Source organism: Algoriphagus sp. (assembly GCF_024305035.1).
GTDB lineage: Bacteria > Bacteroidota > Bacteroidia > Cytophagales > Cyclobacteriaceae > Algoriphagus.
This window is the reverse complement of sequence record NZ_JAMWZB010000008.1, coordinates 105990-117489: the sequence shown is the minus strand read 5'-3', so window position 1 is coordinate 117489 and position 11500 is coordinate 105990. Positions and strand designations below refer to the sequence as shown.

10 protein-coding genes are annotated in these 11500 nt (G+C 41.2%); 4 read left to right on the top strand and 6 right to left on the bottom strand.

The window, feature by feature from the left end:
- Nucleotides 1-29: 29 nt before the first annotated feature.
- Entirely contained in the window at nucleotides 30-350 is a 321-nt protein-coding gene (gene trxA, locus Q0L00_RS06160; RefSeq protein ID WP_297335989.1) for a thioredoxin, read from the bottom strand.
- A 123-nt stretch (nucleotides 351-473) separates the two neighbouring features.
- Entirely contained in the window at nucleotides 474-4763 is a 4290-nt protein-coding gene (dnaE, locus tag Q0L00_RS06155) for a DNA polymerase III subunit alpha (protein WP_297335988.1), read from the bottom strand.
- A gap of 66 nt (nucleotides 4764-4829) precedes the next feature.
- Here dnaE and Q0L00_RS06150 point away from each other — a divergent pair, with 66 nt between their 5' ends.
- The 4 genes from Q0L00_RS06150 (at nucleotide 4830) to Q0L00_RS06135 (ending at nucleotide 7625) form a co-directional block, all read left to right on the top strand.
- Nucleotides 4830-4997, top strand: a complete 168-nt coding sequence (locus Q0L00_RS06150) for a hypothetical protein (RefSeq protein ID WP_297335987.1) — start codon at nucleotides 4830-4832, stop codon at nucleotides 4995-4997.
- A 284-nt stretch (nucleotides 4998-5281) separates the two neighbouring features.
- A complete protein-coding gene (locus Q0L00_RS06145) occupies nucleotides 5282-5992 on the top strand; it encodes a hypothetical protein (protein ID WP_297335986.1) in 711 nt (236 codons plus the stop codon).
- 2 nt (nucleotides 5993-5994) lie between these two features.
- Nucleotides 5995-6525: a hypothetical protein gene (locus tag Q0L00_RS06140; protein WP_297335985.1), complete on the top strand. Its 531-nt coding sequence runs from the start codon at nucleotides 5995-5997 to the stop codon at nucleotides 6523-6525.
- A gap of 332 nt (nucleotides 6526-6857) precedes the next feature.
- A complete protein-coding gene (locus Q0L00_RS06135) occupies nucleotides 6858-7625 on the top strand; it encodes a hypothetical protein (protein WP_297335984.1) in 768 nt (255 codons plus the stop codon).
- Between the two features lie 177 nt (nucleotides 7626-7802).
- Here the strand turns inward: Q0L00_RS06135 and Q0L00_RS06130 are convergent, their stop codons facing one another.
- The 4 genes from Q0L00_RS06130 to Q0L00_RS06115 all read right to left on the bottom strand — a co-directional run bounded on the left by Q0L00_RS06130 (nucleotide 7803) and on the right by Q0L00_RS06115 (nucleotide 11472).
- Nucleotides 7803-8999: an AAA family ATPase gene (locus Q0L00_RS06130; RefSeq protein WP_297335983.1), complete on the bottom strand. Its 1197-nt coding sequence runs from the start codon at nucleotides 8997-8999 to the stop codon at nucleotides 7803-7805.
- Between the two features lie 89 nt (nucleotides 9000-9088).
- Nucleotides 9089-9733, bottom strand: coding sequence for a 16S rRNA (guanine(527)-N(7))-methyltransferase RsmG (gene rsmG / locus Q0L00_RS06125; RefSeq protein ID WP_297335982.1), 645 nt, complete (start codon nucleotides 9731-9733; stop codon nucleotides 9089-9091).
- Nucleotides 9734-10345 (bottom strand): sigma-70 family RNA polymerase sigma factor, encoded by a 612-nt coding sequence (locus tag Q0L00_RS06120; protein WP_297335981.1) that lies wholly within the window; start codon nucleotides 10343-10345, stop codon nucleotides 9734-9736.
- A complete protein-coding gene (locus Q0L00_RS06115; protein ID WP_297335980.1) occupies nucleotides 10336-11472 on the bottom strand; it encodes a glycosyltransferase in 1137 nt (378 codons plus the stop codon). The genes Q0L00_RS06120 and Q0L00_RS06115 overlap by 10 nt, the downstream gene beginning before the upstream one ends.
- Nucleotides 11473-11500 lie beyond the last annotated feature (28 nt).

The following is an 11500-nucleotide window of genomic DNA, read 5'->3' as shown; positions in this document are numbered from 1 at the left end:
CGTGGCTTATCAAATAGTTTTAATCTTGATTAGAGCTGAGCATCTAATTTTTGAGCCAAAATCGCTTTAGGAACGGCTCCAACTTGCTTGTCGACAATTTGTCCATCTTTGAAGAAAAGAAGCGTAGGAATAGATCGTATACCGAAAGCTTGTGCGACGCCAGGATTGGAGTCCACATCTACTTTTCCGACTACCGCTTTTCCTTCGTAATCACCTGCTAATTCTTCCACTACTGGTCCAATCATTTTACAGGGGCCGCACCATTCTGCCCAGAAGTCCACCAAGATGGGTTGCTCGGACTTGATTACTTCTTCAAAATTCGCATCGGTGATTTCTATTGCTTTTGCCATGTTATAATACGTTTAGTTTCGATTCTATTTTCAAATATATGAGAGAAAGTCTATCCCCCTTTAATAAGTTCCGACTGTCTTTAATTTTTTATCTATGAGGGATAGTTAAATTCTTTCTGAGCGCTAGTCACTTACCACTTTGTAGACTACCTCAGGGAGTTGTTTCAGTTCATTGATCATCTCTGCACTGGGATCAATCGAGAATTTTTTGGCAAAAAGCTCAAGACTGATATTCTCTTTCCGATCGACTACCGAGAAATATAATTTAGCCTCTCCTTTGTATTTGGTGGTGATTTCTTCCAGTTTTTCCATTAGGTCATAATTCAAATCATCCAAATCAATGTTGACTCTGAGACCTTTGATCATTTTGCCTCGAACTTCGGAAAGCAGCATGATGGAATGGATTTTAAATTCCAATTCATCATTCCATTTCTTTTGGCCGACCTGCCCTTTGACAAAGAGAAACCATCCGGTCATGAAATACTCTTTGAATTTGACGTAATCATCGCCAAAGAGAAAAAAGGTGAATCCACCTTGATAATCCTCTAAAGTTAAGGTTCCAAATGGTTTCCCGTTTTTAGTGGTTCGATGGGCAAAACTAGACACAGATCCGGCAAGACGTAACTCATTTTTACCTTTAAGGGAATCAAGATCATTGAGATCAGGCAAAGCAGCATTGGTAAAGGATTCAATTTCGAGTTTGTACTGATCGAGTGGATGGCCTGAAATGTACAGTCCAACCACTTCTTTTTCAATATTGAGTTGCTGGAGTTGGGAAAAGGGCTCAAGTGGCGCAACTGTGGGCAAAGGAATATCTGCACTACCACTTGCTCCTCCAAAAAGGCTGACTTGGGCACTTTCTTCCTCTTGTTGGATTTTTTGGGCATATTTCACTGCCTTTTCGATTAAGGTCACATCTCCGTCAGGCGCTTCGAGGTATTGTCTTCGATGGTATTGAGGAAAACAGTCAAAGCCACCGGCCATGGCTAAGGCTTCCATGGTTTTTTTGTTCAATGCTTTGGAGTTTACGCGCTTGGCAAAGTCGAAAATAGTTTTGAATGGGCCATTGGCTTCGCGCTCTTTGATGATTTCATCCACTGCCGCTGAACCCGCACCCTTGATAGCTGCCATGCCAAAGCGAATTTCTCCAGCTGCATTTACGGTAAAACCATTTTTGGATTCATTTACATCTGGACCTAAAACCGGAATTCCCATTCGCTTACATTCTTCCATAAAGAAGGTGACTTGCGTAATGTCATTCATGTTATTGCTTAGCACCGAGGCCATGTATTCAGCCGGGTAATGCGCTTTGAGGTAGGCAGTTTGGTAAGCGACCCAAGCATAACAGGTGGAGTGGGATTTGTTAAAAGCATAGGAGGCAAAGGCTTCCCAATCCGTCCAGATTTTCTCTAGTTTTTTAGGATCATGGCCTTTTGCAGCTGCCTGCTCAATAAATTTTGGCTTCATTTTATCCAAGACATCCTTCTGCTTTTTACCCATGGCTTTTCGCAATACATCCGCTTCACCTTTGGTGAAGTCAGCCAGTTTTTGGGAAAGCAGCATGACTTGCTCCTGGTAAACCGTGATCCCATAAGTCTCCTTCAGGTACTCTTCCATGTCATCCAAATCATAGCTGATGGCTTCCGTGCCATGCTTCCGCTTGATAAAAGATGGAATGTAAGCTAGCGGTCCCGGACGGTACAAGGCATTCATAGCGATCAAATCCGCAAAAACTGTCGGTTTCAGTTCACGCATGTATTTCTGCATTCCGGCGGATTCGTATTGGAAAATACCTACGGTTTCACCTCGTTGGAAAAGCTCGTATGTTTTTTCGTCGTCAATTGGAAATTCATCCGCATCTAACTGAATTCCATGACGCTCTTTGACGATTTTGATTGCATCCTTGATTAACGTGAGGGTTTTCAATCCCAAAAAGTCCATTTTGAGCAAGCCGGCAGATTCTACCACAGAGTTGTCAAACTGGGTGCAAACCATGTCCGAGTCTTTGGCCAAGGCCACAGGAACAAAATTGGTAATATCAGAAGGCGTAATGATCACTCCACAGGCATGAATGCCTGTATTCCGCACAGATCCCTCCAAAACCGTAGCTTGATTGACCGTCTTGGCCGATTCATCCTGACCTTGCGCAATTCGAATGAGTTCTTCTGCTTTTTGTATCAATTCCCCTTGGCCTTTGAGTTTCTCCAACAAAGCGGGTCTGTTTTTTGCCAATTCGAAAAGCGCTTTGAGCTTGATGTCGGGTACAAGATTGGCCAGTCTACCGGCCTCAGCCAGAGGGAGGTTGAGTACCCGTGCGGTATCCCGAATGGCTGATTTGGCAGCCATGGTGCCGTAGGTGATGATTTGAGCGACTTGATTACTGCCGTATTTTTTGATTACGTAGTCGATAACCCTTCCCCGTCCTTCATCATCAAAGTCAATATCAATATCGGGAAGTGAAACCCGATCCGGATTGAGGAACCTCTCAAAAAGGAGATCATACTCAATCGGGTCCACATTGGTAATGCCGATGCAGTAGGCCACGGCTGAACCCGCTGCAGACCCCCGACCTGGTCCCACAGAAACGCCCATATCCCGAGCTGCTCGGGTAAAGTCCTGAACGATCAAAAAGTAACCCGGATAGCCGGTTCGTTCGATGGTCTCCAACTCGAAATCCAACCGCTCTTGAATCTCCGGCGTGATTTCGGAGTAGCGTTTTTTGGCTCCTTCGTAAGTAAGATGGCGCAGATAAGCATTTTCTCCTCGCTTTCCCCCATCCTGATCGTCTTCGGGATGCTTAAATTCATCAGGAATATCAAATTTGGGAAGGAGTACTTCCCGCGCCAATTTATAGGCTTCAATCTTCTCCACAATTTCATGAGTGCATTCGATGGCTTCCGGCAAGTCAGCGAAAAGCTTTTTCATCTCCTCTGGAGACTTGAGGTAAAACTCATCATTGGGGAAGCCATAGCGGAATTCTCTTCCGCGTTTACCGATGTATTTTTTTGGTTTTTCGACCAGTTCCCCATCTTTTACACAAAGCAAAATGTCATGTGCTTTGGCATCAGCCTTGTCATTGTAGTAAGTATTATTCGCTGCGAAATACTTGACCTGGTATTTTCGGGCAAGTTCTAACAGGACTTCGTTTACTTTTTCTTCTTCTGGAATTCCATGCCGATTGAGTTCGACATAAAAATCCTCTCCAAACTGCTCTTTCCACCAGACGAAAGCTTCTTCCGCTTGGGTTTCTCCGACATTCAAAATCAGGTAAGGAATCTCTCCCCACAAACCACCAGTGGTAGCGATTAAGTCTCCTTTGTATTGAACCAATACTTCTTTATCGATCCTAGGAACATAGTAGAAGCCTTCGATATTGGCATAGGAGGCCAGTTTAGCGAGATTGTGATAGCCGGCCTTGTTTTTGGCTATGAGGACCGTCTGATAGCCGTCATCTTTGGAAGATTTGTTTTTTCGATCTCTGCACAGGTTAAACTCGCATCCCACGATCGGCTTGATATCTGCTCCCATGGCAGCTTTTACAAAATGAAAAGCTCCCATCATATTGCCGTGATCTGTCATCGCAATGGCGGGCATATTCATGGATTTTGCTTTGGCGATCAGTGCCGGAATTTCAGAAGTAGCTTGCAATACAGAATATTGGGTATGTACATGCAAGTGCGTGAAAGGCACATCGACCAGTTCGGAGATATCTGCTTTTCCAGCTTGCTTGAGAACCTCTTTGGCTGCGGCTTTTTGTTCGTCTTTGGCTTGCGCAAAATTAGCTTCGGCCAAATCGGGCGCCTCATAAATCACTTCGGCGACAGCAATGCCATCCTCGGGTTTCTGAACTCCCTGAGTGATCAAGCCAAAAAAGCAGCGAGCTGTAGCATCCACGTCATAGGCCGCATCGTGGGCATCACCAAAGCCTTTGCCGAAGAGCTTTTGATGGAGCTCGGTGAGGGTAGGCCATTTAAATTTTCCGCCTTTACCGCCGGGAATCGCACAGAATTCGGTAGAAATATCCTTGGTGTCCAGCGGATTGGCCGTTAGTGGCATTCCCAATTCTGCACGAATAAATTCCGATCCAACCACATTAATATCAAACTCGATATTGTGTCCGACCAGGTGCTTGGCTTCAGCGACGTCTTCTTCAAAAATAGCCAATACTTTCTTCAGATCATGTCCTTCGGCTAGTGCTCGCTTGGTGGAGATGCCGTGCACTTTTTCGGCATTGTAGGGGATGGTAAAACCTTCCGGCTTGACGATATAGTTATGATTGGAAAGCAGTTTTCCCTTGGCATCATGCAGCTGCCAGGCCAGCTGAACCAGCCTGGGCCAGTTGTCCACATCGGACATGGGGGCATTGTAGTCCCGGGGTAAACCGGTGGTTTCGGTATCGAAAATAATATACATGTGCTATCGAAAATTGAGGCTTCAAATTAGGGCAATTCGAACTAGGATGAAACCGATTGTCGGGAAATGTCAGGAAAAATTATTGGAGACGAGAATTCCAAGAAGTGGATAGTAGCTTCAGGTTTCTTTTTCGAAAATCTCAATTCCTATGCATGTTTTTTTGCAAAACTCAATAGTACTCCGGAAGGGTTATCAACAGGGATTTTTGTGCCTCAACTATCAGATGTCCACTAATAAATGTCATCAAAATTGTACCGAAAAGGGTGAGTTACGGGAGGAAAAGTACAATTAAAGAGTTGGTTTTTTTAGTAAAAACAAAGTCAACTACTATTATTTCGGAACAAACAAAAAAATATTTTGATTCTGTTTAAATTTTCATGGGCATTCAGGTTTTTATTTCAAAAATTATCTTTGAATAGTACAAAAAGATAAAAAAATAGATCTATAGATAGAAATATGGATTTGGAAAATAAAATTTATATTTCTAAAATTAGCATATCAGTCAATCACAATAACCCATGAGAATATTTTTGCTAATTCCATTTCTTTTTATGAGTTTCTCAGTTTTTGCTCAGGAAAATTCAGATGGTCAGGCGATCAAATCCAAGGTTTTTGAAGAGGGCACACAAACTCTTGGGATCAATGCGATCCTTAATCCAAACTTTTTCTTTGATAAGCCTGAAACCCTACCACTAGAAATTTTGTACCGGAAGTTTACGAAAGATGATCAAGCCATCCGCTTCCGAGTTGAAGGGAGATATGAGAAATCTATAAATGAAAATTTGCCTTTATTTGAAGAGAAATGGAATTCCAGTCTAGGAGTGGGATTGGGGTACGAATGGCATCAGAAGATCAGCCGACAATGGAGTTGGTTTTATGGAGGCGAGGTTGCAATGACTTATTTTTGGAATGACGAGGATAGTACAATTCCAAGTGTTGTTTTTGATACATTGGTCTTGCGTAATTCACAAGGCGAAAATCGGATAGTTGATAATTCTGTTCGAGGGTTATTGGGTTTTATTTATTCTGTAAGTTCAAAACTTCTTTTTTCAGTTCAGCAAGATTTAAACATTTCTCATTCTTCTTATGAATCCTATTTGGCCAGAGAAGTGGTGCCACTTGATCTTGTCTCCGAAAAGGAATTTATTACTACAAACGCAGGCGGGGTTTTTTCTCATACCAAAATTTCATTTACGACAAAAATAGGTTTTCAATTTAAAATTCAATAAACATGAAGTACATTCTAATTTTTCCCTTCTTATTTATGTTCTCAATCTTAACCTACTCCCAAATTGAGATAACTAGGGATCAAAGTAATTTGGTATGTCCAGGGGAAGCTGTAAATTACTTTACCTTTGCCGCCTCAAATGAGGGGAATCCTTGTAATTCAACTTATAGATGGACTGTGACAAATGTAGTTTTTTCAAATGGGCAAACAACTATTCAGGGATCTTATGCATTAGTAAGTAATGTATCCGTAATATGGGATAATTTACTTTTTCAGGGTGGGAGCACTATTCCAAAAGGATTTTTAAAGATTCAAATTTCTGATTGTGCTTACCCTACTAACGAACCAATTAATTTCGACTTTGAGGTTATTATAAAAACCTTAAATGGCGTTACTCCGGGTAATATCTCCGGAAATCCATCTATTCCAATTGGCAACACATCAAACAGAACTTTCTCAATTCCAAGAATACAGTTTCCTGAAACAGGTCAAAATGGAGGAAGTATCACAGTTGCCTACGCCGATAGTTACTAATGGTTGATTCCAGCGGGCTGGAAAATTGGTACATTGATAAGTAATGATGTTTAAAACGGTATAGGTATTAAAAATTAAACTGATTATCCGTAATTATACCAGTAGCCATATTTTCTTTGCTTAATCAGCTGGATGCTTCGACTTTGCTCAGCACAGGAGACCGATGACCGATGACCGAAGTTTGCTTAAATTGAACTTCAACCCTCATTTTGGTCCGTGCACAATTCTTACTGGTAAGAAAGCGGATATACATAGAAAAATAAAGTTCAAAAATAAATAAGATAGGGGAGCCTCTTTTGAGACTCCTCTTATTCAAAATAAGTTTGATTGCTATGATTCAGAGGCATAAAATGAGTATCCTTTTTCTTCTTTGCCTGATCTCAGGTCAGGTATGGTCCCAATCAATCGAAGAAAAAGACTCCGTGGAAGTTTTTCCGGCTAAAACCTGGCTAATCGGATTAAATACCCAGCTTTTCTTTGATTTTGTGACTGAGGATTTATTTGGGGGAGATAGTTTGATTTCCCCACGAATTGAGTTGTTGGCAAGGAGAAATTATACGTCAAACAAAGCAATCCGATTAAGAGTATTCGGTGAATTTCAGTCCTTTACCCAAGAAAGTGCCGAACCTACACCCAATCCTCCTTTTATAAAAAATCGAAATTCAGCTATTGGGATGGCGCTGGGTCATGAGTGGCAGTTTTTTTTATCAAAGAAGTGGTTTGGATATTACGGGGTCGAATTCGAATTCGAATTTTCAAGTGGCAAAAGAGAAAAGGATGAGGCCTATTTGTTGTCAGAGGATAATCAACCGCAAAACCGGTATGATGTCCAAACTAAAAAAGGATATGCTTTGGCAGGGATGCCATTTATTGGCTTTGGGTATCGAGTTACAGAAAGGATGGTATTAAGTGCCGAAGCGAAAATTATCGGATCTCATTTTTGGGCAAGCACTGCCTTTAAAGAATCTATTCGATTGGATGATCCACAAATGACCATTCCTATTCCCACCCCTGTCACGTATCAGGATGACTTGATCTCTAAGGAAACCAATTTCTATATAAGGCCCTACACTGGGATATTTGTGAATTATCTGTTTTGAGGTAGTGGATTCATTTACAATGTTGGAAAATTCCTCAAAGAATTCACGCCCCCCCTGGGGTTGTTTTTGATTGAGTTCTCTGGCATGAATTAATTCTTTTTTGGAAGATCTGATATGCCATTAAACGTAGTTAAATTAGGGATTTTTTTGAAATCGCAGAAAATCTAATTCAAGTATTTAGTAGAGTAGTCCAAGTAAAAAAAGTGGGAGCTTTCTTCCCCAGCCTATTTCCAAATCGTCTGAGAAGATAAGATGGTTTTCAAAATCTGAAACCTGAGATGAGCCTTTCCCCGCTCCACCGATTTCTAATAAATAAGTTTCATTAACTAGGAAATCACCCTGTTTCGGGAATGTGACTGAATAGCCTGCATTTTGAAGTTGGTCAATTGCAAAAGTTTCCCTAAGATTTCCTTGATTTCTTCCTTTTTCAGAAAAACTATGAATCAAACTGGTGTTTGAGAGATAGATTTTTTCAGGTTTATTTAGCAGTGAAGTTCCTTTGCTTGCGGATCGTAAATTTCGGACCAATCGTGCTTCTTCTAGCAAATACAACATCTCAGTTAGCATAGGTCGAGTGGTTTCGAGTTGGGTAGCTAGTTTTGAAATGTTCGGAGTGAAAGGGACTGATTCAGAGAGTATAAAAAGGAGCTTTTTTAATTTATTTTGGGTGCTTACTGAGATGTCTTTGGCCTCAGGCAAATCATAATCGATTATTACATTGACGACCTGCTGAAGCCGATAGTTGAAATCTGTTACCCCTTCCATAAAGTAAGGGTAAGCGCCATATTCTAGGAATTCACGAAAATAGGTAAGTGGTGAGTCCAGCTTTTCTTTGAGGCTTTGAGCGATCGTAATGTGGTTTTTTTGGAGTTCTTCTAGTGTGAATTTCGGAATGATAATATCATATTTCAACGCTAAAAATTCCCGAAAAGAAAGGCTTGGTAATTCATAAAACAAAACTCTTCGGCTGAGATCAACACTTGACTTCTGAAGTTCAAGAATAGAAGATCCAGAGATGATCAGCTTCAGATCCGGATAAAAGTCATATAAATTTTTTATTTCCCGCTGCCAATCACGGTATTTATGAACTTCATCCAAATAAAGTATTCGGATTCCGTCACGATAAAGTTGCTCAGCAGTATCTAGGACAGTATTATTTTTGAAATAGAGGTCATCTAATGAAATGTATGCCGATTTGGAGAAATCCCCCCGCTTCTTGATTTGCTGAAGCATGAGTGTGGATTTCCCCGTTCCACGGGCTCCTTTTAGTCCAATAGCTCTTGCTTCCCAATTGATTTGGGAAGATAGATTTCTCTCAAACCCAAGCTGAACCTTGGATAGCAGTGATTGATATCTTTTTAAAAGGTTTTCCATTGTATCTTCAAAGATACAGAAATAAGGTCAAATTGTATTTTTGAAAATACATTTTTTAACAATAATTGTATCTTCAAAAATACAATCTGTTATCTTTTATCCTCCCAAGGCATATAGACCACCTTTTTGGTTTCGAAAAATTCTTCTTTGAAATAATCACTCAGGTGGTAGGTAACGTAGGATTTGTCCAGTTCTTCCATTTCCTCGTCGATATCCCCACCTTTCAGATATAAAATGCCGTTAGGAAATTCATTAAAGTCTTCCTTTTTGATTTTTCCTTTGACCCAAGGGTAAAAATTGATCATGCGCGTGACTGCACGGCTGATCACAAAATCATATTTCCGCACCAAAGTTTCCGCCCGGGCTTGTTGCGCTTCTACATTGCTGAGCTTCAACGCTCGGGCCACTTCTTTGACCACAGTTATTTTCTTTCCGATCGAATCGACCAAGTGAAAATGGGTATCCGGAAATAAAATAGCCAGGGGAATTCCGGGAAACCCGCCACCTGTACCAATATCCAGTACTTTGGTGCCGGGTTGAAACCCCATCACCTTGGCAATTCCCAGCGAATGAAGGACATGATGGATGTAAATCTGATCCATATCCTTGCGGCTGATCACATTGATTTTGGCATTCCATTCCTCGTAGAGGGATTGCAAACGCTCAAATTGCTCGATTTGCTTTTCGCTGAGGTTGGGAAAGTAGGATTGGATCAGTTGGGTGCCCGGATTCATTTAGATGTGTTTTTGTTTGCCGGAGGCGATTTCATACAGGAGCTCTCGGGAGCGGTGGAGCTGGGCTTTTACTGTTCCTAAGGGCTTTTCGAGTTCTTGGGCAATTTCCTCGTATGACAATTCATCAAAGTACCGCAATTGAACTAGTTTTCGGTATTTCGCCGGAAGCTTGTCTACAAAAATCCGTACCATTTCGATGCGCTGGGATTTGATGAATTCATCCTGAGGATTATTATCTCCGTCTTCCACGTCGATATTGACCGCATTTCCGCTGTCATCTGACATGGTGGAGTTGAGACTCATGGTTTTGAGTTTTTTCTTTCGGATAAAATCAATGGCATTGTTGGTAGCGATCCGGAAAAGCCAGGTAGAAAAGGTATAATCTTTTTTGAATCGGTGAAGATTTTTAAATGCCTTGGCAAAAGCTTCCATGGTCAGATCTTCTGCATCGTCGGCATCTCGGATCATTTTCAAAATCATGAAATAAACCGCCTTTTTGTACCGCTTCATCAGGGTAGCGTAGGCCTGCTGGTCTTTGTGATCCACGGCCTGATCGATCAGATCAAAATCTTCGAGTGCCTTGTTTGAAAATCCGCGTTCGTTTATTTCCATTGAATGTCTTTTGACTGATGGGAAATGGAACCCAAAATCCAAAAATAACCTAAATACAAAAAGTCATTGATTAGGAAATTCGAGCGGATTTTAGACCCATTGATTTTTTTACTTGCTGTGGAAAAGATCAAGTACATGAGCATAGATCTTCCAAGGATAATACCGAAAATGATCAGAAAATGTTCCCAATTGGCCTGAAGTCCAAAATAAATCAGTAAAGCAATCCCTCCAAGCCAAAATAATGCATGAGAAAGGGTGTAAAATCCAATTTTTCGTTTATCCTCACTCCGATAGTATTTTCCGATATGGAGATGTCTTTTTTTCTGAATTCGGTACTCTTTCCAGTTTTCCTTCGGCTTGGAAATTGTATTTGCCAGGGGGTCTAAGACCATCGCAGTATTTTTTCCGGTGGTGTGCTGGTTGACAAAAAGGTCATCGTCTCCTCCTTCAAGATGCCAGATTCCTTTGAAGGCTTTGACTTCCATAAAAAAGCTTTTCCGGTAGCATAGATTTCTTCCTACTCCCATAAAGGGAGCTTTCCAAAATCCAAAAGACAGGTAATACAAAGCGGTCATTAGGGTTTCAAATTGTATCCAGCGGTTAAGGAATCCGGGCTTTGGTTCATAAGCAGAATAGCCGATGGCAAATCGTTTGCCTTTTTCCCGAACCGGAGAAGTCATTTTACGGATCCATTGATCAGAACTTGGTACACAATCCGCATCGGTCAATAAGATGACGTCATTTTTAGCTACTTTGATACCGAGCGTAAGCGCATATTTTTTCGGTGTGACATGATCGGGTGTGTATTTGATGGTGACCGATCGAAGCTTGGGATAGATGGCCATCATTTCTTCCAGCAGTCGTTTGGTACGATCGGTACTTTGATCGTTGATGATCATTACGTCAAATTTGGGGTAATCTTGCTCAAAAAGTTTGGGGATTAGGGTTTTGAGGTTTTTAAATTCATTTTTGGCTGCGATGACAATGGTGACCGGCTCTTCATTTTTAGTTTCTTGCTTTGTAGAAGGTGTTTTGAAAAAGGCTACTCTGCCAAAAATCACCAATAAATACACCGCCTGAATGATTATCCCGAGGCTAAAGAGAGTCCAGAGTAAAAATAGGTCCATAGGTGGGTTTTGCTGGGCAAATATAAAA

Coding starts and splice junctions, on each gene's coding strand:
- trxA (WP_297335989.1), bottom strand. CDS start 350: ATGGCAAAAGCAATAGAAATCACCGATGCGAATTTTGAAGAAGTAATC.
- dnaE (WP_297335988.1), bottom strand. CDS start 4,763: ATGTATATTATTTTCGATACCGAAACCACCGGTTTACCCCGGGACTAC.
- Q0L00_RS06150 (WP_297335987.1), top strand. CDS start 4,830: ATGTCAGGAAAAATTATTGGAGACGAGAATTCCAAGAAGTGGATAGTA.
- Q0L00_RS06145 (WP_297335986.1), top strand. CDS start 5,282: ATGAGAATATTTTTGCTAATTCCATTTCTTTTTATGAGTTTCTCAGTT.
- Q0L00_RS06140 (WP_297335985.1), top strand. CDS start 5,995: ATGAAGTACATTCTAATTTTTCCCTTCTTATTTATGTTCTCAATCTTA.
- Q0L00_RS06135 (WP_297335984.1), top strand. CDS start 6,858: ATGATTCAGAGGCATAAAATGAGTATCCTTTTTCTTCTTTGCCTGATC.
- Q0L00_RS06130 (WP_297335983.1), bottom strand. CDS start 8,999: ATGGAAAACCTTTTAAAAAGATATCAATCACTGCTATCCAAGGTTCAG.
- rsmG (WP_297335982.1), bottom strand. CDS start 9,733: ATGAATCCGGGCACCCAACTGATCCAATCCTACTTTCCCAACCTCAGC.
- Q0L00_RS06120 (WP_297335981.1), bottom strand. CDS start 10,345: ATGGAAATAAACGAACGCGGATTTTCAAACAAGGCACTCGAAGATTTT.
- Q0L00_RS06115 (WP_297335980.1), bottom strand. CDS start 11,472: ATGGACCTATTTTTACTCTGGACTCTCTTTAGCCTCGGGATAATCATT.